19 protein-coding genes are annotated in these 26,928 nt (G+C 64.8%); 9 read left to right on the top strand and 10 right to left on the bottom strand.

What is annotated here, in order from left to right:
* Nucleotides 1–10 precede the first annotated feature (10 nt).
* From OYT13_RS13315 to OYT13_RS13295, 5 genes are all read right to left on the bottom strand, one after another.
* Nucleotides 11–1,126 carry an HPP family protein gene (locus tag OYT13_RS13315; protein ID WP_026131977.1) on the bottom strand — a complete coding sequence of 372 codons (1,116 nt, stop codon included), beginning with the start codon at nucleotides 1,124–1,126 and terminating at the stop codon, nucleotides 11–13.
* A gap of 374 nt (nucleotides 1,127–1,500) precedes the next feature.
* The gene (locus OYT13_RS13310) at nucleotides 1,501–3,081 is read right to left on the bottom strand and encodes an efflux transporter outer membrane subunit (RefSeq protein WP_261938465.1); all 1,581 of its coding nucleotides are present in this window, start codon (nucleotides 3,079–3,081) and stop codon (nucleotides 1,501–1,503) included.
* Between the two features lie 12 nt (nucleotides 3,082–3,093).
* On the bottom strand, nucleotides 3,094–6,279 hold the full coding sequence (locus OYT13_RS13305; RefSeq protein WP_017234097.1) for an efflux RND transporter permease subunit: 3,186 nt from the start codon (nucleotides 6,277–6,279) through the stop codon (nucleotides 3,094–3,096).
* Nucleotides 6,280–6,343: 64 nt separating this feature from the next.
* A complete protein-coding gene (locus OYT13_RS13300) occupies nucleotides 6,344–7,657 on the bottom strand; it encodes an efflux RND transporter periplasmic adaptor subunit (protein ID WP_017234098.1) in 1,314 nt (437 codons plus the stop codon).
* 29 nt (nucleotides 7,658–7,686) lie between these two features.
* Nucleotides 7,687–8,592 carry an alpha/beta hydrolase gene (locus tag OYT13_RS13295; protein WP_261938466.1) on the bottom strand — a complete coding sequence of 302 codons (906 nt, stop codon included), beginning with the start codon at nucleotides 8,590–8,592 and terminating at the stop codon, nucleotides 7,687–7,689.
* A gap of 241 nt (nucleotides 8,593–8,833) precedes the next feature.
* On the opposite strand from OYT13_RS13295, the gene OYT13_RS13290 reads away from it, so the two are divergent.
* Complete coding sequence (locus tag OYT13_RS13290) at nucleotides 8,834–9,847, top strand: LysR family transcriptional regulator (RefSeq protein WP_017234178.1); 1,014 nt, start codon at nucleotides 8,834–8,836, stop codon at nucleotides 9,845–9,847.
* A gap of 238 nt (nucleotides 9,848–10,085) precedes the next feature.
* Here OYT13_RS13290 and OYT13_RS25170 read toward each other — a convergent pair whose 3' ends face one another.
* Nucleotides 10,086–11,321, bottom strand: coding sequence for a hypothetical protein (locus OYT13_RS25170; protein WP_327198094.1), 1,236 nt, complete (start codon nucleotides 11,319–11,321; stop codon nucleotides 10,086–10,088).
* Nucleotides 11,322–11,577: 256 nt separating this feature from the next.
* Here OYT13_RS25170 and OYT13_RS13280 point away from each other — a divergent pair, with 256 nt between their 5' ends.
* Genes OYT13_RS13280 through OYT13_RS13265 form a run of 4 tightly spaced genes read left to right on the top strand, consistent with a single transcriptional unit; the run spans nucleotide 11,578 to nucleotide 14,714 of the window.
* Nucleotides 11,578–12,555: an adenine nucleotide alpha hydrolase gene (locus tag OYT13_RS13280; RefSeq protein WP_268566364.1), complete on the top strand. Its 978-nt coding sequence runs from the start codon at nucleotides 11,578–11,580 to the stop codon at nucleotides 12,553–12,555.
* A 5-nt stretch (nucleotides 12,556–12,560) separates the two neighbouring features.
* Nucleotides 12,561–13,118: a DUF6445 family protein gene (locus tag OYT13_RS13275; RefSeq protein WP_268566363.1), complete on the top strand. Its 558-nt coding sequence runs from the start codon at nucleotides 12,561–12,563 to the stop codon at nucleotides 13,116–13,118.
* Nucleotides 13,119–13,150: 32 nt separating this feature from the next.
* Nucleotides 13,151–13,513: a hypothetical protein gene (locus OYT13_RS13270; protein ID WP_017234174.1), complete on the top strand. Its 363-nt coding sequence runs from the start codon at nucleotides 13,151–13,153 to the stop codon at nucleotides 13,511–13,513.
* A 25-nt stretch (nucleotides 13,514–13,538) separates the two neighbouring features.
* The gene (locus OYT13_RS13265) at nucleotides 13,539–14,714 is read left to right on the top strand and encodes a radical SAM protein (protein ID WP_268566362.1); all 1,176 of its coding nucleotides are present in this window, start codon (nucleotides 13,539–13,541) and stop codon (nucleotides 14,712–14,714) included.
* Between the two features lie 53 nt (nucleotides 14,715–14,767).
* Here OYT13_RS13265 and cphA (OYT13_RS13260) read toward each other — a convergent pair whose 3' ends face one another.
* Nucleotides 14,768–17,344, bottom strand: a complete 2,577-nt coding sequence (gene cphA / locus OYT13_RS13260) for a cyanophycin synthetase (protein WP_268566361.1) — start codon at nucleotides 17,342–17,344, stop codon at nucleotides 14,768–14,770.
* 152 nt (nucleotides 17,345–17,496) lie between these two features.
* Entirely contained in the window at nucleotides 17,497–20,127 is a 2,631-nt protein-coding gene (gene cphA / locus OYT13_RS13255) for a cyanophycin synthetase (RefSeq protein WP_150562925.1), read from the bottom strand.
* Nucleotides 20,128–20,424: 297 nt separating this feature from the next.
* On the opposite strand from cphA (OYT13_RS13255), the gene OYT13_RS13250 reads away from it, so the two are divergent.
* From OYT13_RS13250 to OYT13_RS13240, 3 genes are all read left to right on the top strand, one after another.
* Complete coding sequence (locus tag OYT13_RS13250) at nucleotides 20,425–22,827, top strand: cyanophycin metabolism-associated ABC transporter (RefSeq protein WP_017234170.1); 2,403 nt, start codon at nucleotides 20,425–20,427, stop codon at nucleotides 22,825–22,827.
* A gap of 18 nt (nucleotides 22,828–22,845) precedes the next feature.
* Nucleotides 22,846–23,313, top strand: coding sequence for a cyanophycin metabolism-associated DUF1854 family protein (locus OYT13_RS13245; RefSeq protein ID WP_017234169.1), 468 nt, complete (start codon nucleotides 22,846–22,848; stop codon nucleotides 23,311–23,313).
* A gap of 78 nt (nucleotides 23,314–23,391) precedes the next feature.
* The gene (locus OYT13_RS13240; protein WP_026131992.1) at nucleotides 23,392–24,309 is read left to right on the top strand and encodes a recombination-associated protein RdgC; all 918 of its coding nucleotides are present in this window, start codon (nucleotides 23,392–23,394) and stop codon (nucleotides 24,307–24,309) included.
* 96 nt (nucleotides 24,310–24,405) lie between these two features.
* On the opposite strand, the gene OYT13_RS13235 is transcribed toward OYT13_RS13240, so the two are convergent.
* Complete coding sequence (locus OYT13_RS13235; protein ID WP_268566360.1) at nucleotides 24,406–25,110, bottom strand: SDR family oxidoreductase; 705 nt, start codon at nucleotides 25,108–25,110, stop codon at nucleotides 24,406–24,408.
* Nucleotides 25,111–25,334: 224 nt separating this feature from the next.
* Here OYT13_RS13235 and OYT13_RS13230 point away from each other — a divergent pair, with 224 nt between their 5' ends.
* Nucleotides 25,335–25,937: a TetR/AcrR family transcriptional regulator gene (locus OYT13_RS13230; RefSeq protein WP_017234166.1), complete on the top strand. Its 603-nt coding sequence runs from the start codon at nucleotides 25,335–25,337 to the stop codon at nucleotides 25,935–25,937.
* A gap of 60 nt (nucleotides 25,938–25,997) precedes the next feature.
* Here OYT13_RS13230 and OYT13_RS13225 read toward each other — a convergent pair whose 3' ends face one another.
* The gene (locus OYT13_RS13225; protein ID WP_017234165.1) at nucleotides 25,998–26,903 is read right to left on the bottom strand and encodes a LysR family transcriptional regulator; all 906 of its coding nucleotides are present in this window, start codon (nucleotides 26,901–26,903) and stop codon (nucleotides 25,998–26,000) included.
* Between the last annotated feature and the right edge of the window lie 25 nt (nucleotides 26,904–26,928).

Genomic DNA, 26,928 nt, shown 5'->3' with positions numbered 1-26,928 from the left:
GCCTGGCGTTTCACGCGGCCATGACCTTGCGAAGCACTTCGGCGTGCGTGACAACGCCCACGAGCCGGGCGGCTTCGTCGAGCACGGGCAAGGTGCCGTGACGTTGCGTCATCAGCAGCGGCACCAACTCTGAGAGCGGCATGCCGGCCGTCGCCGACGGTGGCTGCGCTTGCATGACGTCGCGAACCGCCGGGCGCTGCCCCGTGCCGATAGACATGCCAAAGCGCGGCCAATGCTGACGGCGCGCACGGCGCGTGTGAAGGTCGTGGCGCGTGATCAATCCAATGACGCGGGCGTCGCCGTCGACGACCGGCAGGGCCTCCAGCCCGTGGCGCTGCAACAGACGCCACGCCGCCGGCGCTTCGTCGTGCGCCTGAACCTTCGCCAGCGGCGGCGTCATGACATCGGCACAGGTCAACTCGCGGGCGCGGCGCGCATAGGCCTCGCGCTGGGTGTCGCGGAGCAGGCTGGCGAGATCGTCAGCGGAAATGTCGAGCAGTTCGCTGCGGCGAGCCAGCGCCTTCTCAGCGTCGGCCGTCGTGACCGGTATGGCGGACGCGTTGACCGGACGCACCGTGGCCTGCGCACGCATGGCGTGCGGGTAACGATGGCCGGTGAGCGCGTGATAGCCGATGGCCGCGCTGAGCAGGACCACCGACTGGACGGCAATCGGCTCGAGGACGAAACCGTATCCAAGGGCGTGGACAGCCGGGCCGCCGAGCACGGCGGTCAATGCCACGGCACCCGACGGCGGGTGCACACAGCGCAGCGTAAACATCAACGCGATAGACACGCCGACCGCCGTGGCCGCCGCGGCGATCGGCGACGGAATGTATATTGCGCACGTCACCCCGACGATGGCGGCGACCAGATTGCCGCCGAGTATCGACCAGGGCTGGGCCAGAGGACTGGCCGGCACCCCGAAGAGCAACACGGCGGACGCGCCCATCGGCGCAACGAGCCAGGGGATATACGTCGCGGGGCCGAGCATCCACAGCATCAGGCCGCCGGTCAGTGCAATCCCGCACAGCGCACCAAAGCCCGCGCGAAGCCGTTCGCGCCAGTGAACGGCCACCACGGCAGGCAGGAAACCTGCCAGCCAATCCCTCACGTCGCGTCGTGTCATTGCCATGTCGTCCCGCTCCACCATCTGCACCCGTTTAGGGCGGCGTGTTGATATTTTGTGCATGATATATCGTATATCGATGGATTGGGAGAGTATGAGCGCGAGATTTTAATGCTGCGCCGCAGCGAAATCTCGGACAGGAACCGGTTGACACTGAAGCGGCGCACCAAAATCAGGAAAACGAGACGCGAAAGGCGTGAACCTTGCCGGCAGGGGAAGCGGGGGCACTTTCCGGCGGATGGGCAGACGCGAGACGTGTGCGTTCATCCGGTGTGCGCCCGTAAAAAAAGCCCGGGCATGCCGAACGTCGATTGACGCAGGGCAGGCACCGGGCAAGCAGGGACGCAGGGAAGAAACTTTGACGCAGATGAAATCTATCGGGCGGCTACCGTGGCGTTGGCAGCGGAAGTCGCCGCCGTCGGGCCGTTGGCCGGCCCGTTGGGCGCCCCCGGTGTTGTCGACGTCGCTGGGGCATCGGCCACTGGCGCGTCACCCCAGCCGCCGCCGAGGGCGCGGATCAGGTTGACGGTCGAGACCGCGTTCGCGCCGGCGAGTTGGACCGCACTGCGCCGCGCCTGGAGCACCGTACGTTCCGCATCGATGACATCGAGATAGGCAATCGAGCCTTCCTGATACTGCATGCGCGAGAGTTGTGCGGCACGGTTGGACGCTGTCACCGCCTCGTTCTGCGCCCGCGTCTGCGCGGCAAGCAAGCGGAGGTTGGACAGGTTGTCCTCGACTTCCTGGAACGCGACGAGGACTTGCTGGCGATAGTTCGCGACGTCTTCCTCGTAGCGCGCCCGCGCCCGCGATAGATTACCGCTGCGCGCGCCGCCATCGAAGATCGGCATCGAGAGCAGTCCGCCCACCACCGGTCCGAGCAGGAAGGTACGGCTCGACCAGTTGAACAGGTCGCCCAGCGTGGCCGCTTCGAAGCCACCCGCGCCAGTCAGTGACAGCGACGGGAAGAACGCGGCTTTCGCCACCCCGATGCGCGCATTGGCGGCTGCCATGGCACGTTCGGCCGCCGCGATATCCGGACGCCGTTCGAGCAAGGCAGACGGCAGACCCGCCGGGATGTGCACGGCGACCGGCGTGAGCGGCGACGGCGCGAACGTGAACTGCGCGGGCGCCTTGCCGAGCAGAATCGCGAGGCTGTGTTCCGAGGCTGCCCGCAGACGCGCGACCGCCAGCGCGTCGGATTGCGCCGTGGCCAGCTCGGCCTTGGCGCGCGCCACGTCCAGCTCGTCGATATCGCCTTCGGCAAAGCGTCGCTGTACCAGCTTGAGCGCTGCTTCGCGCAGCGTCACCGTTTGCGTGTAGAGCGCCTGTTCCGCGTCGAGTTCGCGCAGACTGAAGTAGTTCTGCGCGACATCGGCTTGCAGCGCAAGCTGCACCGAACGGTAGAGCGCTTCGCTCTGCTCGGCGTCCGCGCGGGCCGCGGCCACGTTATCCGACACGCGTCCGAATAAATCGACTTCATAGCCAACGCTCGCTTGTGCGCGCCACAGGGTGTAAGGCGCGATGTTCGTGCCGTCCGGCTGCATCTGCGAGGCGGGCGAGAGCTTCTGCCGCGTGGGGCCGAACCCGGCGTCGAGCGTCGGGAACAGCGCCGCACGGGCCTGACGCTGCACCCCTCGCGCTTCCTGCACGCGGGCGGCGGCCGCCTTCAGGTTCTGGTTGGCCGCCAGCGCATCATCCTCGAGCGTGTTCAGCGTGGCGTCGCCAAATACCTTCCACCATTGGCCGCGCGCCATTGCTTCGGCAGGCTCGGCAGGCTTCCACGTCCCGGCTTCACCCGCCGGGAGCGACGCTTCCTTGAATGCCGTCGGCGTCCCCTTGTCGGTCACCGTCGGCACTTCGTACGTGGGGGCCATCGAGCAGCCCGCCACCACCAGCAGGGCCCCGAGCAGGCTCGAGATACCCAGACTTCGTTTGATCCATTGCGATTGCATGATTGGCATCCTTCAGACTTCGGCCTTGACGTTGGCGGGCATGGTCGATGCGTGAGCGCTGTGCAGCGGCTTCTTGCCCGCCAGCGTGCGCAGCAACACGTAGAACACCGGCGTCATCATCAGACCGAAGCCGGTCACGCCGATCATGCCGAAGAACACGGCAACCCCCATCGCGTGACGCATTTCCGAGCCGGCGCCGGTCGATGTCACCAACGGCACCACCCCCATGATGAACGCGATCGACGTCATCAGAATCGGTCGCAGACGCAGGCGGCTTGCCTCGATCGCGGCGGCCACGGGACTGCGGCCTTGCATTTCCAGCTCTCGTGCGAACTCCACGATCAGGATCGCGTTCTTCGCGGAGAGCCCCACCAGCACCATCAGACCGATCTGCGTGAAGATGTTGTTATCTCCTCCGGTCAGCCACACGCCGAACAGCGCGGACAGAATGCTCATCGGCACGATCATGATGACGGCGAGCGGCAGCGTCAGGCTTTCGTACTGTGCGGCGAGCACCAGGAACACCAGCAGCACCGAGATCGGGAACACCCACAGCGCTGAGTTGCCCGCGAGAATCTGCTGATACGTCAGGTCCGTCCATTCGAACTTCACCCCGCGCGGCAGCGTCTCGGCCGCAATGCGCTCCACGGCAGCCTGCGCCTGACCCGACGAATACCCGGGGGCCGGGCCGCCGTTCACGTCGGCGGCGGTGTAGCCGTTGTAACGCACCACCATTTCCGGGCCGAACGTTGGCGACACTTTCACCAGTGACGAGAGCGGCACCATGTCGCCATGGCTGTTGCGCGTCTTGAGCAGTCCGATGTCATCGGCATGGGCGCGGAACGGCGCATCGGCCTGGACACGCACCTGATACACGCGCCCGAACTTGTTGAAGTCGTTTACGTACAGCGAGCCGAGGTAGATCTGCATGGTGTCGAACACGTCGGTGATCGGCACACCCAACTGCTTGGCTTTCACGCGGTCGAGATCCACGTTCAACTGCGGCACGTTGATCTGATACGACGAGAACGTCGGGCCCAGTTCCTTCGTTTGCGAGGCCTTCTTGATGAACGCCTGCGTGGCGTCGTTCAAGGCGGCGTAGCCGAGCGCACCGCGATCTTCGATTTGCAGCTTGAAGCCGCCCAGCGTTCCCAGACCCAGCACCGGAGGGGGCGGGAAGACGGCGATGAACGAGTCCTTCATCTTCGAATACGCGCCGTTGAGCTGCCCGGCGATGGCTGCCGCCGAGAGCGTCTTGTCGTGACGCTCGGCGAACGGCTTGAGCGTGACGAACACGATGCCGGCCGACGACGAGTTGGTAAATCCATTGACCGACAACCCGGGGAAGGCCACGGCGCTCTGCACGCCCGGCGTTTTCAAGGCAACGTCGGTCATGTCGCGAATCACCTTTTCGGTACGATCGAGCGACGCGCCGTTCGGCAACTGGGCGAACGCGACCAGATACTCCTTGTCCTGCGCCGGCACGAAGCCGCTCGGCACGACCTTGCTCATCAGCATCGTGGCGCCGAGCAGGACGGCGAAGATCGCCATCATGATCGCCTTGCGCCCGATCACGCGCGTCACACCTTGACCGTACTTCTCCGAGCCGCGATGGAACACGCGGTTGAACGCGTTGAAGAAGCCCCCCAGGTATCGGTTCATCTGCCGCGTAAGCCAGTCGGGCTTGGCGTGATGGTCCTTGAGCAGCAGCGCGGCCATGGCCGGCGACAGCGTGAGCGAGTTGAAGGCCGAGATCACCGTCGAGATGGCGATGGTCATCGCGAACTGCTTGTAGAACTGGCCCGTGAGGCCCGACATGAAAGCGAGCGGCACGAACACGGCCACCAGCGTGAGCGCGATCGCGATAATCGGACCGCTCACTTCGCGCATGGCCTGATACGTCGCCTCCTTGGGCGAGAGCCCGGCCGCAATGTTGCGCTCCACGTTCTCGACCACCACGATGGCGTCGTCCACGACGATACCGATGGCGAGCACCATCCCGAACAGCGACAACGCGTTGATCGAATAGCCGAAGCCGAGCAGCAGGGCGAACGTCCCCACAATCGATACCGGCACGGCGAGCAGCGGAATGATCGACGCGCGCCACGTCTGCAGGAACACGATCACCACCAGCACCACGAGGGCGATGGCTTCGAGCAGCGTGTGCACCACGGCCTTGATCGACGAACGCACGAACTGCGTCGGGTCATAGACGATGCGGTATTCGACGCCCGGAGGCATGTCCTTTTGCAGCTCCGCCATCGCTTCGCGTACTTGATCGGAGATCTGCAGCGAGTTCGCCCCCGGCGACTGGTTGATCGCCAACGCCACCGCCGGCTGGTTGTCGAGCAACGAGCGCAGGCTGTATTGCGAAGCGTCGAGCTGCACGCGGGCCACGTCGCCCAGGTGCGTGACGGCACCGTCCGGCGAGGTCTTCAGGATGATGTCGCGGAACTCGTCTTCCGTGTTCAACCGGCCACGCGCGTTGACATTGAGCTGCAACGGCGTGTCTGGACCGGCCGGCGATGCGCCGATGACACCCGCCGCGACCTGTACGTTCTGTTCGCGAATGGCCTTCACCACATCAGAGGCGGTCAGGCCCCGTTGGGCCACCTTCGCCGGATCGAGCCACACCCGCATCGAGTAATCGCCCGCGCCCCACAACTGCACTTCCCCCACGCCCTTGATGCGCGAGAGGCGATCCTTGACGTTGATGAGCGCGTAGTTGCGCAGATAGGTCATATCGTAGCGCTGGTTCGGCGAGAGCAAGTGCACCACCATCGTGAGCGTGGGCGAGGACTTGATCGTCGTCACACCCAGACGCTGAACGTCGTCCGGCAGACGCGGCAGCGCTTGCGAGACACGGTTCTGCACGAGCTGCTGGGCCTTGTCCGGGTCGGTGCCCAGGCGGAAGGTCACGGTCGTGGTGAGATTGCCGTCGCTGTTGGCCTGCGACTGCATGTAAAGCATGTTCTCCACGCCGTTGATCTGCTCTTCGAGCGGCGCGGCAACGGTCTCGGCGATCACCTTCGGGTTGGCGCCGGGGTATTGGGCATGTACCACGACCGACGGCGGAACCACTTCCGGGTACTCCGAGATCGGCAACTGGAACACGGCGATCAGGCCGGCCAGCAGCGTGATGACCGAGAGCACCCCCGCGAAGATGGGCCGGTCGATAAAAAATTTTGAGATGTTCATGACGAGACTCTTGGGGGTCGTTCAGGACGCGGTTCGTGCGTGCGCAGGCGTACCTGGGCGCATTTCACGAACGCGTCGCCGTGGTGGCCGTGGCGACCGATCGGGTCGTGCCCGGCTTGGCGCTCGCGCTGTCCTTGGGAGGGGCCTGAGGGGGCCGGCTGGCGGTGCCGGTATCGGTGGCGTTGGTGGCCATGGCCGGCGCGACGATGTCGTGCCCGTCGCCCGTGTCGCCGGCCATCTTCACGGCTTTCGGCGTGACGGGATCGCCCGGACGCACGCGCTGCAGACCGTTGACCACGATGCGCTCGCCGTCTTTCAAGCCACCGGCGATCTCGATGAGGCCGCCGTGGCGCTCGCCCAACTGGACTTCGCGATACTGCACCTTGTTCTGCGGGTCGACGACGAGCACAAACTTCTTGCTCTGGTCGGTGCCGATGGCTGCCTCGTCGACGAGCAGTGCCGGGTGAGGCTCGCCCCCGCCCACGCGAATGCGGGCGTACAGGCCCGGCAAGAGCGCGCCGTCGGCGTTATCGAAGCGCGCACGCACGCGGATCGTGCCCGAGGTCGTATCGAAACGGTTATCGACCGAATACACGGTGCCCTTGCGCGAATAGCCGGACTCGTTGGCCAGGCCCAGGTCGACGGGGACGCCGTTCGGCTTCGCGGTATCGCGCGCGAGATAGCGCAGATAGGTCTGCTCATCGACGTCGAACGCCGCGTAGATCGGCGAAACGGAGACCACGGTGGTCAGCGCAGGCGATTGGGCGCCGGCCGATACCGTATTGCCCACCGTGATTTCTGCGCGCGAGACGCGACCTGCGATCGGTGCCACGATTTGCGTATAGCCGAGGTTGATGCGAGCGGTTTCGAGCGCGGCGCGCGCCGCTTTCACGTTGGCGGCGGCCTCGCGCGCGGCGTTTTCCTTCTGGTCGAAGTCCTTCTTCGCGATGGCGTTATCCGCGATCAGCCGCTGCGCGCGGGCGAGGTCGGTGCTGGTGAAGACGTCGCGCGCCTGCGCCGACGCGAGTTGTGCCGCCGTGCGGTCGACTTCGGCCGCGTACGGACGCGGATCGATCGTGAAGAGCGCATCGCCCTTTTTCACGAGCTGTCCGTCCCGGAAATGCACGGCGGTGATGGTGCCCGACACGAGCGGCTTGATGTCGACGCGATCCACAGCGTCGAGGCGGCCGGAATAGCTTTGCCAATCGGTCACGGTGCGTGAGATCACGTTGGCTACGTCGACTTCCACTGTCGGCATGACTTGCGCGCTGGGAGGCGTGCTGGCGTCGACGCGCACGACCGTGAGCGTGCCCAGGGCCACGAGCGCGACCGTAACGGCGGCGGCAATAAGAACGGGTTTGCGAGCGAGGGTGGTCATTTTTTTAAAATCTCCGGAATCGGATGGACTCACTGGGTGGCACCGGTGGCGGGTGGCGCCAGCCGGCGTGTCAGGAACGCGGCCACTTCCCGCAGTGCGGCGGGCAGGGCGGCCAGGCCGTGATGGGACGCGCTGCGATGGCGCGTGACCTGTGTCGGCACGCCGGCGGCGATGAGCTCCGCCGCGTATTTTTCGGCTTCGACGTGCAGCAGGTCATGTTCGGCAGAAGCGATCAGCGTGGGCGGAAGGCCCGCGAGACGGCGCGATTCGAGCGGCGCGGCATACGGATGCAGACGCTGCGTTGCGTGCGGCAAATAGGCCCGATAGCAGCGGGCGCACTCGCTGGCTTCGATATCGCTTGGCGTGCGCCCGTCGGCCAGGCGCGTCATGCTGGGGTCGAGCAGGGGGGCGAGCAGTACCTGTGCCGAGATGGCAATTTCACCGCGATCGCGCGCCATCATCGTCAACGCTGCGGCGATGTTGCCGCCGGCGTCGTGCCCGGCCACGGCAAGACGGCGCGGACTGGCACCGTAGCGCCGGGCGTTGCGGTGCAGCCAGCGCGCGGCGCACCACGCATCTTCCGGCGCGGCGGGGAACGGGTGTGCCGGGGCGAGCGAATACCCCACCGAGACCACCAGCGCGGGGATGTGCAGGGCAAGATAGCGGGCCGCGGCGTCGCCGTCATTGAGCGAACCGTGGCAGAAGCCGCCGCCGTGGAAGTACAGCACCACCGGCAAATGCGCTTCGAGCGGCACCACGACGCCCGCCGCCCCGGCGCGCGCGGCGTCGGCGCCGGCGTGGCCGGTCGGCCGATACAGACGCAGGGTGACCGGGCCGGCATGACCGGCGATGCTCACCTCTTCGATGCGCAGTCCGTCGTCGGTGCGGTGCGTTTGGCCCGGACGTCCCGAGGGCGACTTGGGGGTGGCTGACATATGGCGTTGGGCTCGCGAGCGCGATACCCCTCTGATGACATTCGATGGATCGAAGTCTAGAGGCGACGGACATCGGGATAAACGCCTATAATTTGGCAACACTATTCGGTCAGATCGACTAATCGATGTCGGCCTTGCCGGTATTGGCTTCTCCCGCCGACCAATTTGCTTATGCACTTGCGATGCGCGCGAAATAAGCCGGATTGGCTGATGCAACCACGTTTTCGAATGGGGAAATGTCATGGATCGCTTGCAAGCGATGCAGGTATTCACGCGAGTCGTCGAGGCAAACAGCTTTTCACGCGCGGCCGACAATCTCGGTTTGCCGCGCACCTCGGTGACCACGATTATTCAGAACCTCGAGGCGCATCTGGGGACCCGGCTGTTGCAGCGTACGACCCGGCGGCTCAACCTGACGCCTGACGGGGCCGCGTATTACGAGCGATGCCTGCGCATCCTCGCGGATATCGAGGAGACCGAATCGTCGTTCCGGGAGAGCAGCCAGCGCGTGCGCGGCAAGCTGCGCATCGACATGCCGGGTTCGCTCGGCAAGCTGGTGGTGCTGCCGGCGCTGTGCGAATTTCACGAACGCTACCCGGAAGTCGAACTTATGGTGGGCATGGGCGACAAGCCGGTCGACCTGATCCAGGAGGGCGTCGATTGTGTGTTGCGCGTTGGCACGCTTCAGGATTCGAGCCTGGTCGCGCGACGCGTGGGCCTGTTCCAAAGCCTGACGTGCGCGTCACCGGCTTATCTCGAGCGCATGGGCATGCCGCATTCGCTCGACGACCTGCAACGGCACACAGCGGTGCACTACTTTTCGAGCCGAACGGGGCGCGTCGTCGAGGACCAGTTCCTGGTGGACGGCAAGGAAGTCGAGATTCCCATGCCGGGGGCGGTCGCGGTCAACGACGCCGAGGCGTATCTGCAACTGGGACTCGCGGGGTTCGGGACGGTGCAGCTCGCGCGCTTCATGGCGCTGCCGTATCTGCAATCGGGCCAATTGGTCGAGATTCTGCACCAGTGGAAGCCGCCTCCCATGCCGATTTCGGCCGTGTATCCGCATAACCGACACCTATCGCCGAAGGTTCGCGTGTTTGTCGACTTCATCGCGGAACTCTTCGAACGTTGCCCGTTGCTGCAAGGGCTCGACGAAACCGCAGGCTCATGCAAGCCGACCGTGGCGGCCGATGACGCCGACGGTCACTGGGCCTCGTACGGCACGCAAATGGCGCCGCAAGACGTCGTGGTCTGACGGATTCGCCGGCACAGTGCCGGTCCACTTCGCAACGCTGGAAGACGCGCCCGCGCAGCCGCCCATCAGGCGCCGCGCGGGCGCTTCGTTTTGGGCAGGCCGGCGTGGAGTGGGGCGCGGGCCACGATGATGGGATGCCGCTGTCACAGTGATTGGCCATGCGGGCATGGCCGCATTCAACTCGCCAACTGTCGCTACCTTCGCGGCGACGCAAAGCGCACCGCGCTTGGGATAATTCTTAATCGAAAAAAACCAAACGTGTCGCGACCGGATTAATTTCGTATCGCGCTTGCCGCCCGGCGCCGTGTGCCGCGATGCAGTAAGGCGCCAGCGCTGCTGCGGGTGAGCGACCGTCGCTCGTCCCTCTATTGCGTCTCCTTCCCGACTTGAATCGATGGCTTTCGCGGCGCGTTTGCGAGACGACACGCCGTTTGGGTCTGTCGGAATTCATCAGAATCGCTTTCGCAGGTGTCCGATGTTTAATTGATTCAAGGAGCGAAGCACCATGAACGAGAACGATCTGGAACTGCAACTCAACGAAGACCAAATCCGACACATTCAAGCGATCACCGGGCAGCGCATCGGCGCGATCCGAGTCGTGTCGAGCTTTCCCGAACTGCGCGGCGTATACGGCGGGCAAGGGGCCGGGGTGCAAGGCCATCTGAACGGTCAGGGTTTGCAAGGCGCGCAGGGCGTACAAGGTGTACAGGGCATACAGGGGGCGCAAGGAATGCAAGGTGCTCAGGGTATGCAGGGCCCGCAAGGTATGCAAGGCGTCCAGGGCATACAGGGTCCGCAAGGCGCTCAGGGCGTGCAAGGTCCTCAGGGGTATCAGCACGCTCAAGGCATTCAGGGCATGCAGGGTCCACAAGGTATGCAAGGTGCTCAGGGCATGCAGGGTCCACAAGGTGTGCAAGGTGTCCAGGGCATTCAGGGACCGCAGGGTATGCAAGGCATGCAGGGTCCACAAGGTATGCAAAGTGCTCAGGGCATCCAGGGACCGCAAGGTATGCAAGGTGTCCAGGGCATGCAGGGACCGCAGGGCATGCATGGTGCTCAGGGCGTGCAGGGCCCACAAGGTATGCAAGGTGTCCAGGGCATGCAGGGCCCGCAAGGTATGCAAGGTGCTCAGGGCGTGCAGGGTCCGCAAGGTATGCAAGGTGTCCAGGGAATGCAGGGACCGCAGGGTATGCAAGGTGTCCAGGGCGTGCAGGGCCCACAAGGTATGCAAGGTGTCCAGGGCATGCAGGGCCCGCAAGGTATGCAAGGTGCTCAGGGCGTGCAGGGTCCGCAAGGTATGCAAGGTGTCCAGGGCGTGCAGGGTCCGCAAGGTATGCAAGGCGTCCAGGGCATGCAGGGTCCGCAAGGGTATCAGCACGGCCAAGGCGTGCAAGGCGCTCAGGGTATGCAGGGCCCGCAAGGCGTGCAAGGCGCTCAGGGCATACAAGGTCCGCAAGGCATGCAAGGCATGCAAGGCTCGCAAGGACTCCACTGATTCGACGTGACACCTTGGTCGGACACGGGCGCGAAACCGCAGAGGTTCTCGGCGGCTTGTGTCTTTTGCGTGTGATGCGGCTCGAACCGGTTGTGCGTCGAGTCGCGAATTCCGGGTGCTCCGGCGGGCACCCGGCATGGGAGCCGCTGTCATGTCGTCAACGCTCTTACCTTTATCAGCAGAACAGCGCTCGCGGTTGTTCAACGCGACCGGCGCGCCGTTACGCAGACTCCGTGTGGAACCTTCCACTGGCATCGGCGTTGCCGTCGATCGCTACTGTGCCCGGTGCCTGCTCACCGAAGACCTGCCTGGCGTGCATATCGAAGCCGACGGCATTTGTCAGGCCTGTCACGCGTTCGCGGCAGAAGCTGCTCGTGGCGACTACACGCAGCGCCGTCTACTGGACGTTGTGCAATCCTGTCGCGGCGAAGGCACGCCCGACGCCGTAGTGGCCTATTCCGGGGGCAAGGACAGTGCGCTCACGCTGCTCCTTGCTGTAAAGGAGTTGCATTTGCGCCCCATCGCCGTGCTCGTCGACAACGGCTTCATTCCCGATGAGGTCAAGGACAACGCGAGGACATTCTGCGCGCGCTTTGGCGTTGAGCTGGTGATCGAGACGATCGACATTCGCCAGGTGGCCCGCGAATCGCTGGCGTCCAGTTCCGGCAAGATTCCGTGTACCTCGTGCATCGGCGGCGTGTTCGCGGCGATGGCGAAGACGTGCAGAACGTACGGTGTCCGACTCATTCTCAGTGGACACCGATTTCCGCCGCTGGCGTATCCGGTGAGCGGATTCACGAAGCGTGACGCCGACAACGGCTTCTTCTGTGCCTCGCCTTTGCTCGCGCGAGGGCTGAGCGAGGCCGAGCAGATGCAGTGGATCCGGGACGCCGGTTGGCAACCCACGGCCATGGCGGGCAACACATCGAACTGCAAGCTGATCGGTGTGGTGGAGCAGCATCTCTATGACGTGCAAGGATTCAATCCCCACATCTACGAGGTGTCGAAGGAGATTCGCGCCGGCTTCTACGATCGACGCACGGGGTTTGGCAAAGTCGATCGTCCGGAGATTTCCGCCGAACACCGGCAATGGGTGCGTGAGCGAATGCTGCCCGATGCGCCCGAGACGGCGACCTCACGCGGCGCCGACAATGTCCCGGGGGAGGCCGCTGTACGAGGGCGCCAGCGCGACGAACCGGCTACGCCAAAGTGAGCGCCATGCACGACTCCATCATCGTGACCGACAATTTCTATCGCGATCCCGCCGACGTGCGCGATTTCGCGTTGAAGCAGACCTTCACGGTCAAGGGAAACTATCCCGGTGCGCGTACCGAGGCGTTTCTTCACGACGGCGTCACGTCGGCAATCCAGGACATCGTGAAGTCTCCCATCACTTATTGGCCGGTCGACACCTACAACGGTGCGTTTCAATACAGCGTGCAGCGCGATATCACGTGGGTGCATGCCGACCACACCACAGTGTGGTCCGGCGTGGTCTATCTCACGCCCGACGCACCCCCGACGGCAGGAACGGCCTTCTTCCAGCATATCGACACCGGCTTCGACCTCTACCCCGAAGGCGACGACCAGCGGCAACGTTGCGACGCCGATGCCGCCGCATGGGAGCGCTGGGAGATGACCGACCGCATCGCGAATCGCTTCAATCGCCTCATCCTGTTTCGCGGTAGACGGTTTCACGCGAGCCAGGGGCATTTCGGCGACTGCAAGGAGAACGGGCGCCTGTTTCAAACGTTCTTTTTCAACACGCAGTATTGACGTTCCCCTTCCTTTCGATCGGAGGTACTTTCATGACGGCTTCGGAACTCTTCTTCCCAGTGGGTTCGCTCGACCTGAGCGAGGCGCAATCAGCAGAGATCAAATCGGCGTTCGGACATGAGATGGCGGCCGTGCCGCTCTATCGTGTAGTGCCCGTGTCGTCCAGTGACCGGTACGTTGCGTTGGAGGGCGTGCCGGGTTTGCCGGGAATTCTGGTGCACTACCGCGACGAAGATCCTGCCCAAGGCGGAAAGATCATCGCGTCGGTCAGGGCGGAAATGGCGCGCGCACCGGACGACTCCGCCGTCTTCGCGGCACACACGAAGCTGATGGCGCCGCGAGCCGAGAGCGAGTCCGCCAAAAACGGGCCGCCGGCGGCCGGCAAGCGCAAGTGAGCGGCGCCGCGCGTCGTCCCGCACCATGCTGACCTCACCCGGCGCGACGGCGCACGGCAACGCTAACGCTAACGGCGATCTGTTGGTGATGGTCAAGGTCGCCGAGCGTTGCAATATCGACTGTCGCTATTGCTACATGTATCACGGTGTCGATCAGGGCTGGCGCGAGCGGCCGAAGCGGTTGCACGCGTCCCACCTCGATGTGCTGGTAACGCGTCTGGCGGAACATCGCAGTGCGTTTCCGACGGGGCGCATGACGCTGGAGGTTCACGGGGGTGAGCCGCTGCTGCTCGGCAAATCCCATACCGAGCGCTTCTTCTCGAACTTGCGACGGCGCCTGCCGGCGTCGGACCTCGCCATCATTACACAGAGCAACGGCGTGTTGATCGACGATGACTGGCTGGATCTTTACGCGCGGTACGACGCGAGCCTGGGCATCAGCTGCGATGGGCCGCCCGACATGCATGACCGGCATCGGTACGACTTCGCGCGACAAGGTACGGGCAAGCGCGTCGAGCAGGCGATTCTGCGATGTCTTGCGCATCGCGCATCGCAGCGGGTCTTCAATGGGGTGCTGGCCGTGATCGATCCAAGTCATGACCCGGTGCGCATGCTCGATTACTTTCGGTCGCTCGGACTGACGGCCATCGACTTCCTGCTCCCCGATGCCAATTTCGCAGCACCGCCCCGTCACATCCAGGCGTACACGCACGCTCGGCTGCTCAGCTTCCTGTGTCGAGGGTTCGATGCCTGGCTTGCCATCGACGATCCGGGCTTCAGCGTACGCATCTTCGAAACGTTCATTCGCGGCGTGCTCGGTCGTCGCTCGGAACTCGATGCCTTTGGCGGGGCGCTTGCGCCGATCGTCATCGTGGAGAGCGATGGCAGTTATCGCTTGCTCGACGTGCTCGCCATCTGCGAGGAGGGGGCCACCCACACGGGGTTCAACCTCACGTCTCACCCGTTGCGGGCCTGCAGCGATTTCGCGCGCACTCGCTACCCCGAGCCCCATGCGGCTTGCCAACAATGCGAGGCATTTGCGGCGTGCGGCGGGGGATACGTTGCCCATCGATTCGACGGGCGCAGTTACGACAATCCCAGTTTTTATTGTCACGCGCTGCTGGGCTTTTATCGCCACGTCAGGGCGCGGGTGCAGGGGGTGACGTCTCCGATCTCGCTCATTGCAAACCCAAAGGGCTGAGTCTGTGAAACATCGAACTCAGCCCTGCCTGGCTCAACGGTGCAAAAGCGTGTTCAGGAACTCGCCTGCGCCACACGTTCCGAGAGGTGCGCGAGGGCGTCGTCGACCTGATCGATGAGAATCAGGCAGAGATCGCCGGGTTGCAGGCGCGCGAGCGCCGTGTCGATGGCCACGAACTCGCCGTGAATCTCGTCGATGTGGCTGGCCCGTCGCGCGCCGACCAGACCTTCGCGCAACAGACCCAGCACTTCGCCGTCTTCGCGGCCGCGCTGACACTGATCCTGGTAGAGCAGCACGTCGTCGAACGCATCGCCAAGGATCTGTGTCTGACGGCGGATATCCTCGTCACGACGGTCGCCCGCGCCGGAAATCACGACTGAACGGCGTCGCGCCGGCATCGTCTCGACCGCCTGCGCAAGCGCGGCAATGGCGTCCGGATTGTGGCCGTAGTCGGCAATCACGGTCGCGCCGCGGTAGTCGAACACGTTGAAGCGCCCCGGCGCGGTGCCAGCGTCGTTCACGAAGGTGGCCAGCCCGGCCCGGATCGTCGCCGGATCGAGATTCAGCGCCCAGGCCGCACCAATGGCCGCCATCGCGTTCTCGACCTGGAAGCTGATGCTGCCGCCGCGCGTGAGCGGAATCGCGGCGAGCGCGTAGCGGGTCTGGTTGCCGCCGTGACACGTCACGATATTGCCGCCGTCGACATAGACCACGCGTTTGCCCTTCGCGCGATGCGTGGCCAGAACCGGATGTGCAATGTCCATGGCGAAGAAGGTCACGTCTCCCGGGCAGGCGTCGGCCATGCGCGCCACCATCGGATCGGCGGCATTGAGTACGGCCATGCCGCGCGGTGCCACATTGCGCACGATCACACTCTTGAGCACGGCGAGGTCTTCCACCGTGTTGATGTACGACAGGCCCAAGTGGTCGCCCATGCCGATATTGGTCACCACGGCCACATCGCAGCGGTCGTAGGCCAGGCCTTCGCGCAGCAAGCCGCCACGCGCGGTTTCGAATACGGCGGCATCCACGTCCGGATGCATCAGTACGTTGCGCGCGCTGCGCGGGCCGCTGCAATCGCCCGTGTCGATGCGCTGGCCGCTGATATAGATGCCGTCGGTGCCGGTCATGCCCACGCGCAGGCCTTGCTGGCCGATGAGGTGGGCAATCAGGCGCACCGTGGTGGTCTTGCCGTTCGTGCCGGAGACGGCCACGAGCGGAATGCGGCCATCGTCACCGTCGTCGAACATCGTCGAGACGATGGCTTCGCCAACTGCGCGGCCCTTGCCGTAAGACGGCTGCAAGTGCATGCGCAGGCCCGGCGCGGCGTTGACTTCCACGATGCCGCCCGCCTGATCTTCGAACGGCTTGATGACGGTCTCGCACACGGCATCGACACCGGCGATGTCCAGCCCCACCTGCTGCGCAGCGGCGATGGCGCGCGCGGCGATTTCCGGATGGACGTCGTCGGTCACGTCGGTGGCCGTGCCGCCGGTCGACAGGTTGGCGTTGTTGCGCAGCACGATTCGCGCACCGGCCGCTGGCACGGAGTCGGCGTTCAACCCCTGCTTGGCAAGCGTGGCGAGTGCGATGTCGTCGAAACGAATCTTGGTGAGCGAGGTCGCATGGCCTTCGCCACGGCGTGGATCGGCATTGACCGTCTCGACCAACTGGCGCACGGTGTGCACGCCGTCGCCGGTCACTTGCGGCGGATCGCGGCGGGCAGCGGCGACCAGCTTGTTGCCGATCACGAGCAAACGGAAATCGTGCCCAGGAATGTAGCGCTCGATGATGACGTCGCGGCTGATGTCCTGCGCGGCTTCGAACGCTTTCTCGATCTCTTCGCGCGTGCGCAGACGCACGGCCACGCCCTTGCCCTGGTTGCCGTCGCGCGGTTTGACAACGACCGGCGCGTCGATTTCCTGCACCAGCTTCCACGCGGCTTCGATATCGCGCACGGTGCCGCCCAGCGGGACCGGCACGCCGGCGGCGTGCAGCAACGTCTTGGTCAGATCCTTGTCTTGCGCAATCGATTCGGCCACGGCCGACGTGCGGTCGGTCTCCGCCGCCTGAATGCGGCGTTGCTTGCTGCCCCAGCCGAACTGCACCATCGAGCCTTCGGTCAGGCGGCGATACGGAATGCCGCGTGCGACGGCGGCATCCACGATCGAGCCGGTCGACGGGCCGAGGCGCACGTCTTCATCGAGATCGCGCAGGCGATAGAGCGCATCGGCCAGGTCGAACGGGCCGTCGTCGAGGGCGGCGTGGATCAGTTGCTGCGCCAGTTCGAAGGCGAGGCGTCCGACAGGTTCTTCGCTGTACTGCACCACCACCTGGAACGTACCGGGTTCGATGGTCTGCGTCGTTTGGCTGAACGTGACCGGACACCCTGCAGCGGCCTGCAAATGCAGAGCCGTCGTGGCGAGGGCGTCTGCCAGCGACACCGGACGCTCTTCGGCGTCAGGCGTCAGCGCGGGCAGTTCGGGAAAGCGTGCACGCAGGCGAGCCTCGAAACCGGCCAGATTGCCGATCGAGTATTCCAGATCGGTGCACGTCACGATCGCCTCGATGGCGGTGTGACGGCTCCAGAGGTTGGGCCCGCGCAATGCGCGGATACGGGAGACTTCCATAAATTGCAATCCCTGTCTGTCCACTTCGCGTCCCTGTATGGCGGTGGGTTGGCGAGAAAAACGACTGTGGCTTGGGTATTCGGTAACGGGCTAAATAGGCGAGGGGACGGCGGCAGATAACCCTGCACGCCGCCACTCGCGGCTCACGTCGGTCAGGCCGCCAGCGCACGCATCGGCTGGCCCATCCACTGATGCACCAGATCGAGCATCGCGGCCGCTCCGCCTTCGTCGGCTTGCAACACGAGCAGGTCACCGCTCACGAGCTGGGCGAGCGCCGCTTCGGCAGCGGCACGTCGCTCGCCGGCGTCGATCACCTGCACCTTGCGCTCGGCATCGATGCCCGCGCGCAGTTGCGCACGCGACTCGGCCAGCGGGCGCTTGCGCTCGACGCTCAGGTCGTCGCACAGCACGACGTGCTCGAACGTCTGCGCCAGCAGTTTGCCCTCGGCTTGCAGGTCGTCGTCCATCCGGTCGACGCCGGGGCCGTACACCACCATGCGCCGCTCGGCGGGCAGGGTCGCCAGTGCCGCGGCCAGCGCCGTGAGCGCCGGGGCGTTATGGGCGTCGTCGACAATGACCGTCGCGCCTTGCTTTTCAAACAGCGTGAAGCGGCCCGGGGCGTCGACCTGCCCCACGTCGAACGTGGTCACGCCGGTGCGCAGGACGTCGAGCGTCACGCCCATCGACCAGGCGGCTGCGACAGCCGCGAGTACGTTTTCGATCTGGAAGCCGACACGGCCGGCATAGGTCAGCGGCATCGTGGCCGTCGCGCCGAGCGTGGTTTCCTCGGTACCGTTGGCCAGCATGACATCGCCATTGCGCACAAACACCGCGCGCTTGCCCGCCGCGCGATGCGCCACGATGGCCGGCAGGTGATCATCCAGCCCGAAGAAGATCACGTCGCCATCGCACAGCTCAGCCATTTCCACGACGAGCGGATCGCGCGCGTTGAGCACGGCCACGCCGTCGGGCAGTACCACGTCGATCTGGGTGCGCAATACGCTGAACATCCGGTCGACGTCTTCGACGAAATACTGGCCCAGATGATCCGGCCGGTCGATGTTCGTCACGATACCGACCTGGCAGCGGTCGTACGCGAGGCCTTCCGAGAGGATGGCGGTGTTGTCGTTCTCAAAGACGGCTGCCGTCACGCTGGCATTCATCAGGACACGGTGCGCGGCGTCCCAGTTGGCACGGTCGCCGGCTTGCACCAGGCGCTTGTCGAGGAACAGGCCGTCGCTGCATGCGAGGCCGGTACGCTCGCCCGCGAGTTGCAGCAGGTGCGTGAGCAGGCGCGCGGTCACGGTCTTGCCGTTCGTGCCGGTAATGCCGACGACCGGAATGCGCCCGGCGTCGCCATCGGGGAACAGATGGTCGACGATGGCGCGACCGACGGGGCGCGGCACGCCATCGGCCGGCTTCAGATGCATGAGCAGGCCCGGGCCGGCGTTGACTTCGACGATGGCGCCACGCTGTTCGACCAGCGGGCGCGAAATGTCTTCCGCCACAAGATCGACGCCGGCGATGTCCAGACCGACGATGCGGGCGGCCAGCGACGCATGCGCCGCCACGCTCGGATGCACGCGGTCGGTGACATCGAACGCGACGTTGCCGTTGCGCTGGATCAGCACGTTCTTGCCCTCGGGCGGCACGGCATCGGCGTCGAAGCCCTGGCGCTTGAGTTCTAGGCGAGCCGACGAGTCGATGCGCACGCGATTGAGCGGCTGATCTTCGGCGCTGCCGCGGCGCGGGTCGCTGTTGATCTGTAATTCGATGAGTTCCGAGACGGTGTGCTGGCCGTCGCCGACCACCGTGGCCAGTTCCCCCATGGCCGCAGCCACGACGCGCCCGCCCACGACCAGCAGACGGTGTTCCAGACCCGGCACGAATCGCTCGACGATCACGCCGCTGCCCTCTTCCAGCGCGACTTCGAATGCCGTGACGACTTCGTCGCGCGTGGTGAGATTGATGAACACGCCGCGGCCGTGGTTGCCGTCGTATGGCTTCACGACGACCGGCAGGCCGATGTCTTCGGCGGCTTCCCACGCATCGTCGGCGTTCTCGACCAGACGGCCTTCCGGCACGGGCACGCCGCACGATTCAAGCAGTTGCTTCGTGAGATCCTTGTCGCGCGAGATGCTCTCGGCGATCGCGGGGGTACGGTCTGTTTCGGCGGTCCAGATGCGACGGGCGGCGGCACCGTAGCCCAGTTGCACCAGATTGCCGTCGGACAGGCGAATATGGGGGATGTCGCGGTCGTCGGCGGCGTCGACAATGCACGCCGTGCTTGGGCCGAGGCAGTGTTTGTCGACCAGGCCGCGCAACGTTTCCACTGCGGCATCGACATCGTAGGGGCGGTCTTCGATGGCCGCCATGACCAGATCGCGGGCCGCGAACAGCGCGGCGCGGGTCACCTCTTCGTGCCAGGCCCGCACGATCACTTTATAGACGCCTGAGATCGGGGTTTCACGCGCCTTGCCGAAGCCCCCGGGCATGCCGGCGAGGTTTTGCAGCTCGAGCGTGACGTGCTCGAGAATATGGCCGGGCCAGGTGCCTTCACGCAGTCGCTGAAGGAAGCCGCCGCGCTCGCCGATGCTGCAACGGTGCTCGACGAGGGACGGCAGCCATGCCGACAGTCGCTCGGGGAATCCAGGGATCTTATTGGACGGGAACGCTTCGAGTTCGCCGATATCGACCCATGCCTCAAGCACCGGCCGATATGTCCACATATTCGGGCCGCGCAGCGACAGGACATCGAAAATCTCAATGTCTTTCTTTTTCATACTCAAGGCAAATTCACGCATCAAGGCGGGGTTCGGAGAAGCTGGTCAGGCCGCTTTCAGGCGGCACGGCCGCTTGCGCTCGTGCAGTTAACTGGTTACTTAACGTAAGAATCCGTAAACGGTTGACCGTCGCAACAATATTTCCATGCTGCACCGTGTCATCGCGGAACTCCACGCCGCAAAAGGCGTCGCTGTGGTTATACTTGCGGCAATTTCGCGGACTGACAGGGAAAGTCCGCCTCGCTATTTCCTCGTTTGCCTCGATGTCCGCCCCTTGAGGACACGTCTGCCGCAGCAATGACCGACATCCCCACTTCGACAGCGCCCCCCGCGGCGGCCCCGACTGCCCCTTTCGAGGGTGGCCCTTCCGGCGCGGCTGCCGAGTCCTGGTATTCCGACGTCGCTTCGCAACTGGCCGACGACGAAACCGTACTGACCTGGTTGACGGTCGATCTCGACGCACAACTGCATTTCGCGCATGGCGTGGTGGTTGCGACCGAGCGCCGGATCCTGGCGCTCGACGCGCGTCGAGACGCGCATGCGCAAACGGGCAGCCAGCCGGGTTGGCAGTCGTGGCCCTATCGCGCCGACCTGTCGCTGACACATACCGATCATGCGGGCGTTGGGACGCTGGAATTGTGCGACGCGCGCGAAAAGCTGGCGAGCTGGCGCTATACGCTGGGCCATAATCCGGCCGCGCTGACGCTGTTGGACACGGTGTTACGGCAGCGCGACGCGCGGGTGGCGGGCCATACCGCCAGCGAGGTACCGAACGAAGTGGGCACCTGCCCGATCTGTCAGGCGGAACTGCCGCCGGGTGCCGACGAGTGTCCGCAATGCAACCCGGAAGTCGAGCCCCCACCGTCGACATGGGCATTGCTGCGCCTGTGGCGGTTCGCGCGGCCATACCGCTTCCAGTTGCTGGCCGGCTTCCTGCTCACGCTCTGCGCCACCGGGGCCACGTTGATCCCGCCGTATCTGACGATGCCGCTCATGGACAACGTGCTGATCCCGTTCCAGAACGGCAAGCCGATCGATTACCACCTGGTGGGAATTTATTTGTCGGGCCTGATGGGGGCGGGCGTGGTCGCCTGGATATTGGGCTGGGCGCGTACGTATCTGCTGGCCAAGGTGTCGGAGCGCATCGGTGCCGATCTGCGCACCGCGACATACTCGCATCTGTTGCGCCTCTCGCTGGAGTATTTCGGCGGCAAGCGCACGGGCGACCTGATGGCGCGTATCGGCTCGGAAAGCGACCGCATCTGCGTGTTCCTCTCGCTGCACCTGCTCGACTTCGCCACCGACGTGCTGATGATCGTCATGACGTCGGTGATTCTGGTGTCGATCAATCCCTGGCTGGCTGCCGTCACGCTGTTGCCACTGCCGTTCATCGCCTGGCTGATCCATCTGGTTCGTGACCGTTTGCGCCACGGCTTCGAGAAGGTCGACCGGATCTGGTCGGAAATCACCAACGTGCTGGCCGATACCATTCCGGGCATTCGCGTGGTGAAGGCATTCGCTCAGGAAAACCGCGAGGTCGCGCGCTTCAAGGAAGCCAATCGTCACAACCTGGTGGTCAACGACCGTGTGAACAAGGTGTGGTCGCTGTTCTCGCCGACGGTCACGTTCCTCACCGAGGTGGGGCTGCTCGTCGTGTGGATCTTCGGCATCTGGCAGGTCTCGAAGCACGAGATCACCGTCGGGGTGCTCACCGCGTTCCTCACCTATATCAGCCGCTTCTACACGCGTCTCGATTCGATGAGCCGTATCGTGTCGGTCACGCAGAAGGCCGCGGCCGGTGCGAAGCGCATCTTCGATATTCTCGATCACGTCTCGAACGTTCCCGAGCCGGTCAACCCGGTGCACCTGAAGGAAGTAAAGGGTGCCATCGATCTGCGCGACATCGGTTTCCGCTACGGCAACCGAGCGGTGATCCGGGGCATGGACCTGCGCATCGCGCCGGGAGAGATGATCGGTCTGGTGGGGCACAGCGGTTCGGGCAAGAGCACGCTGGTCAACCTGATCTGCCGTTTCTACGACGTGTCCGAAGGTTCGATCCAGATCGACGGCGTGGACATTCGCGCGTTGCCGGTATCGGACTTCCGCCGCAACGTCGGTCTGGTGTTGCAGGAACCGTTTCTGTTCTTCGGCACCATTGCCGAGAATATCGCCTACGGCAAGCCGGAGGCGACGCGCGCCGAGATCGTGGCGGCCGCGCGCGCCGCACACGCGCATGAGTTCATCCTGCGTCTGCCGCACGGTTACGATTCGCTTGTCGGGGAGCGCGGACAGGCGCTGTCGGGCGGCGAGCGTCAACGCATCTCGATCGCTCGCGCCCTGCTGATCGACCCGCGCATCCTGATTCTCGACGAGGCGACGTCGTCGGTCGATACGGCCACCGAGAAGGAAATTCAGAAAGCGCTGGACAACCTCGTCAAGGGCCGCACGACGATCGCCATTGCACACCGGTTGTCGACGCTGCGCAAGGCCGACCGGCTGGTGGTGCTCGATCGCGGCAAGATCGTCGAAGTGGGCAACCACGATGCGCTGATGGCCCGCGAAGGCGCTTACTACACGCTGTACCAGGCCCAGCAACGCAACGTCGACACGGATATCGACGCGGCACTCGAGACGGTCGAAGCCGCCGCCGTGCTGGCGGCCGTGACCGCGGCACCGGCCCAGCCGCTTTCCGCCAACTGAACGTTCGCGAAGACACTCATGCAGATTGATTTCACCTTGTCTCGTAACGCCTTCGGCCGCCTGGTGCTGACCGACGCGGCTGGCGTCTCTCATGAAGGCGTGGTGCCCGTGCGCGCGTTTCCGATTGCGGCGCCGCAGGACGGCCTCGCGCTTGTGAGTCAGGAGGGGCGCGAACTGGTCTGGCTCGACTCGCTCGACGGACTGCCCGCCGCGATGCGCGCGCTGTTGCAGGACGAACTCGCCGCACGCGAATTCATGCCGGAGGTGTTGCGCATCAAGAGCGTTTCGACCTACGCGACGCCCAGCACATGGACCGTCGAGACGAATCGCGGCGAGGCGGCGTTCGTGTTGCGCGGCGAAGAGGACATTCGGCGCCTGGGCGGGCAGACGTTGCTCATTACCGATAACCACGGTATTCACTTCCTGATTCGGGACACCGGCACGCTCGACAAGCCGAGCCGGAAGATCCTCGATCGCTTTCTCTGACACGATGCGCGTTGCCGAATTTCGCCGTGCCGCCCGGCACTGGTAAAATCTCGGCTTTTGCTTTTTGCGGTGATGCCGATGTGGTTCAAGAATCTTCAGTTGCACCGAATTCCTGCCGGTTGGTCCATGAGCGTCGCGCAAATGGAAACGGCATTGGAGAAGCACGCCTTCTGCGAAGGCGGTAGCCTCGAAATGCAAGTGCAGGGCTGGGCGCCGCCGCGTGAGGGGGGCGAACTGGTGCACAGCATCAACCGTCAGTTTCTGCTCGCCTATCGTGCCGAGAAGAAGCTGCTGCCGTCCACCGTCGTGAATCAGGTCACCCGCGCCAAGGCGGTCGAGTTGGAAGAGCAGCAAGGCTTCAAGCCGGGCCGCAAGCAGATGCGTGAGCTCAAGGAGCAGGTCACCGACGAACTGCTGCCGCGTGCATTCGGCATTCGCCGCGACACGCGCGTGTGGATCGACCCGGCCAATCGCTGGCTCGTGATCGACGCCGCGTCGCCCGCCAAGGCCGACGAAGTGCGCAGCCTGCTCCTCAAGACGCTCGACATCACGCTCGAGAACGTGGAACTCAACGAGGCGCCCGTGGCAATGATGACCTCGTGGCTCGCGGGCAATGACGCGCCGGGCGGCTTCACCGTCGACCAGGACGTGGAGTTGCGCTCGAATACCGACGAGAAGGCGGCAGTGCGCTATGTGCGCCACCCACTCGACGGGGCGGACGTGCGTCAGCATATCGAGGCTGGCAAGCGCTGCACCAGGCTGGCGATGACGTGGAACGACCGGATCTCCTTCGTGCTGACCGACGCTTTCGTCATCAAACGTGTGACGCCGCTCGACGTCATCAAGGATGCCGCCGATCCGACGGCCGAAGGCGAAGCCGAGAAGTTCGACGCCGACATCGCGCTCATGACCGGTGAGCTCGCCCGCATGCTCGACGATCTGGTCGAGGCGCTGGGCGGCGAGCGTCAAATGGGTCAGATGGACAAGGCCGCCTGAAGCGCAGGCGTCGCTTGCCGCAGGACGACGAACGCCGCGAGGCCCCTGAGGGTGTCGCGGCGTTTTTTCGTGGCGTGCCGGGTTGAGCGTTGGTGGCTACGCCGCCGGTTCCTGCAGGTACGCGCCCAGCGACAGCGCTTGCTTGACTTGTCGCGTGCCTTCGTCGACGCAGACCTCCTCTTCGCCTGCCTCGATGGCGTCGTAAGCCTGACGCACCACGTCGGCCGGGTCGAGCTTGTCGGCGTCGAACCCCCGAGTCAGGTCGGTATCGATGTAACCTGCGTGCAAACCGACCACCTGCGTATTTTGGGCACGCAACGCGTTGCGCAAGCCATTGGTCAGCGACCACGCGGCCGACTTCGTGATGGAGTATTCAGGCAGCGCGTCTGCGCTGATCCAACTCACGATCGACAGGACATTGAGCAGTGCGCCACCGCCGTTGCGTCCCAGGGCCGGGGCGAACGCCTGCGTCATGCCGAGTACGCCGAACAGGTTCGTCTCCAGCGTCTCGCGCAGCAGCTCGGTGGCGCCCGGGCCGGTCAGCCCTTCGGTGAGGCGTGCAATCCCCGCGTTGTTGATGAGCAGCGTGACGTCGCCCGCCAGACTTGCCGCAGCCGCCACCGCCTCCGGGTCGTTGACGTCGAGCTTGACCGGGATGACCCCCGGCAGCGTGACCTTCGACGGATCGCGCGACCCGGCGTACACCTTCTTCGCGCCACGTTCGAGCGCCTGTTTCGCAAACGCCAATCCCAGGCCACGGTTGGCGCCGGTCACGAATACCACGGCATCTTTGATCTTCATTTCAGAACTCCAGCAGGGTCATCGAGTCACGTCGACCCTGTGGAAGACGTGAGCGTTGGGTTATACTTCATGACGATGGTGATCGTAATCGTCATCGTTGACGCATTGTGCCGAGTCTGGCATCGATATGTCAATGGTGATCGTCATTGTCTTTGTCGATGACGACGATAGTTCGATGGTGAGAGCGCGTCTGGACGAGCGTTGCGAGTCCTGAGGAGCGGGGGATGGGAATTTCAAGAGAGCAGGCTGCGGAAAACCGCGAGGCGATCGTCGCGGCGGCGGAACGGCTGTTTCGTGAGCACGGCGTTGACGCCGTGGGGCTGACGGCGCTGATGAAGGCCGCGGGGTTCACGCAGGGGGGCTTCTACAACCACTTCAAGTCGAAGGACGCACTGGTTGCGGCCGTGATGTCGCGCGCGGTGGCGGCGAGCAACGGGTTGCTGGCAGGCGGCGACGCGGCGGCGGAGGCGGTGTTGTCGCCCACGGCGCGCGTCGAGCGGTATCTGTCGATGGCGCACCGCGATGACGTGGCGTGTGGCTGCCCGATGGCTGGATTTGCGGGGGATGCCCCGCGCATCGGCGACGAAGCGCAAGCATGGTACGCGAAGGGGCTGGCCGACATGATCGAGCGAATGACGCAGGCCGGTATCGAGCAAGGCCTGAGTCGGGCGCACGCGAATCGGGCGGCGATGGCGCGCTTCGCGCAAATGGTGGGCACGCTCGTGCTGTCGCGCGCGGTCGTCAGCGCAGATCCGGCGCTCTCGGAGGCATTGCTGGCCGCCGGACGTGACGCGCTCAACGGACGCGACACCGACGGCGTCAAGTGAAAGCCGCGAGGCAGCGCGCCGTGGGGGAGACACGCCAGACGCTGCGCAAGGCGTGAATCCCTAGTGCTGGGGCCAGCGCCATGCGGCGCGCAACCCGTCCCGTAGAAAGTCAACGAAGGCGCGTGTGCGCGGTGCGAGATGCCGGCTGTGCGGATACACGGCATGCAGCGGCGACGCCGGCATTTGCAGCGAGGGCAATACGCGCGCAAGACGTCCCGCCTGGATATCGTCCCCCACGTCCCAGATGGATTTCTGTGTGATGCCCGCACCGTGCAGCGCCAATTCGTGCGCGGTATCCCCATCGTCGACAACGTAGGTATCGCGGACCTGGATGCGCAACGTTTCGGATTGCCACACGAATCGCCAGTCGCCGTGCGGCGCGTGGCCGAACAGAATGCAGTCATGCTGTTGCAGATCGCCAGCGTCATGTGGCGTGCCACGCCGCGCCAGATAGGTCGGAGACGCGACCAGCACGCGGTAGTTCGGGGCGAGTTCCTGCGCGACGAGGCTGGAATCGGGCAGGGTGCCGACGCGGATGGCCACGTCGATGCCGTGCGCGACCAGATCGACCCATAGGTCGCTGAGTTCGAGATGCACTTTCAGGGCGGGATGCCGTTCGCGAAACGCGACCAGCAGCGGCGCCAGATGACGACGGCCGAAGGCGCGCGGCGCGCTGATGCGAAGCACGCCACCGACGGTGCCCGCCTGTCGCGTCATCAGCCGCTCGGTCTCGGCAATTTCCGCGAGGATTCGCTGGCAGCACGTATGAAACACCTGCCCTTCGTCGGTGAGCGCCTGTTTGCGGGTGGTGCGATTGAGCAGGCGAACGCCAAGGCGCTGCTCGAGCAGCCCGAGCCGCTTGCTCACGACGGCAAGCGACAGCCCCATCTCCCGCGCGGCGGCCGACATGCTGCCCGTGGTAACGACACGGTCGAATACGGTGAGATCCAGCGTCTGGTCGATCATCTTGTGCAGATTCTCAATGAATTGC

This window comes from Pandoraea sp. XJJ-1, from assembly GCF_026802345.1.
In the GTDB taxonomy this organism is placed as follows: Bacteria; Pseudomonadota; Gammaproteobacteria; order Burkholderiales; family Burkholderiaceae; genus Pandoraea; species Pandoraea cepalis.
This window is presented reverse-complemented; position numbering and strand designations above follow the sequence as displayed.

Coding starts and splice junctions, on each gene's coding strand:
- OYT13_RS13315 (WP_026131977.1), bottom strand. CDS start 1,126: ATGACACGACGCGACGTGAGGGATTGGCTGGCAGGTTTCCTGCCTGCC.
- OYT13_RS13310 (WP_261938465.1), bottom strand. CDS start 3,081: ATGCAATCGCAATGGATCAAACGAAGTCTGGGTATCTCGAGCCTGCTC.
- OYT13_RS13305 (WP_017234097.1), bottom strand. CDS start 6,279: ATGAACATCTCAAAATTTTTTATCGACCGGCCCATCTTCGCGGGGGTG.
- OYT13_RS13300 (WP_017234098.1), bottom strand. CDS start 7,657: ATGACCACCCTCGCTCGCAAACCCGTTCTTATTGCCGCCGCCGTTACG.
- OYT13_RS13295 (WP_261938466.1), bottom strand. CDS start 8,592: ATGTCAGCCACCCCCAAGTCGCCCTCGGGACGTCCGGGCCAAACGCAC.
- OYT13_RS13290 (WP_017234178.1), top strand. CDS start 8,834: ATGGATCGCTTGCAAGCGATGCAGGTATTCACGCGAGTCGTCGAGGCA.
- OYT13_RS13275 (WP_268566363.1), top strand. CDS start 12,561: ATGCACGACTCCATCATCGTGACCGACAATTTCTATCGCGATCCCGCC.
- OYT13_RS13270 (WP_017234174.1), top strand. CDS start 13,151: ATGACGGCTTCGGAACTCTTCTTCCCAGTGGGTTCGCTCGACCTGAGC.
- OYT13_RS13265 (WP_268566362.1), top strand. CDS start 13,539: ATGCTGACCTCACCCGGCGCGACGGCGCACGGCAACGCTAACGCTAAC.
- cphA (WP_268566361.1), bottom strand. CDS start 17,344: ATGGAAGTCTCCCGTATCCGCGCATTGCGCGGGCCCAACCTCTGGAGC.
- cphA (WP_150562925.1), bottom strand. CDS start 20,127: ATGAAAAAGAAAGACATTGAGATTTTCGATGTCCTGTCGCTGCGCGGC.
- OYT13_RS13250 (WP_017234170.1), top strand. CDS start 20,425: ATGACCGACATCCCCACTTCGACAGCGCCCCCCGCGGCGGCCCCGACT.
- OYT13_RS13245 (WP_017234169.1), top strand. CDS start 22,846: ATGCAGATTGATTTCACCTTGTCTCGTAACGCCTTCGGCCGCCTGGTG.
- OYT13_RS13240 (WP_026131992.1), top strand. CDS start 23,392: ATGTGGTTCAAGAATCTTCAGTTGCACCGAATTCCTGCCGGTTGGTCC.
- OYT13_RS13235 (WP_268566360.1), bottom strand. CDS start 25,110: ATGAAGATCAAAGATGCCGTGGTATTCGTGACCGGCGCCAACCGTGGC.
- OYT13_RS13230 (WP_017234166.1), top strand. CDS start 25,335: ATGGGAATTTCAAGAGAGCAGGCTGCGGAAAACCGCGAGGCGATCGTC.
- OYT13_RS13225 (WP_017234165.1), bottom strand. CDS start 26,903: ATGATCGACCAGACGCTGGATCTCACCGTATTCGACCGTGTCGTTACC.